Origin of the sequence: Streptomyces oceani (genome assembly GCF_001751245.1) — a bacterium.
GTDB lineage: Bacteria > Actinomycetota > Actinomycetes > Streptomycetales > Streptomycetaceae > Streptomyces > Streptomyces oceani.
The window spans coordinates 1-257 of sequence record NZ_LJGU01000019.1 but is presented as its reverse complement, the minus strand read 5'-3'; the positions used below and the strand labels follow the sequence as shown (position 1 = coordinate 257).

Sequence of the window (257 nt, the reverse complement as noted above, 5' to 3'; positions counted from 1 at the left end):
TGCGGCGCTGGCCGCGCTGCTGGCCGAGGTCCCCGCGGACCGGCCGCTGGGTGCGGTGCTGCACGCCGCCGGCACCCTGGACGACGGGGTGGTCTCCGCGCTCACCCCGGACCGCCTCGCCAGCGTGCTACGGCCCAAGGTGGACGCGGCGACCCACCTGGACGAGCTGACCCGGGATCTCGACCTGTCCGCCTTCGTCCTCTTCTCCTCCGCTGCCAGCACCTTCGGCGGCCCCGGACAGGGCAACTACGCGGCGG

General features: G+C 75.5%; 1 pseudogene. It reads left to right on the top strand.

Annotated elements, in window-relative coordinates:
• Positions 1–4 precede the first annotated feature (4 nt).
• Positions 5–257 (top strand): annotated as a pseudogene (locus AN216_RS00090) (KR domain-containing protein); the annotation flags it as partial.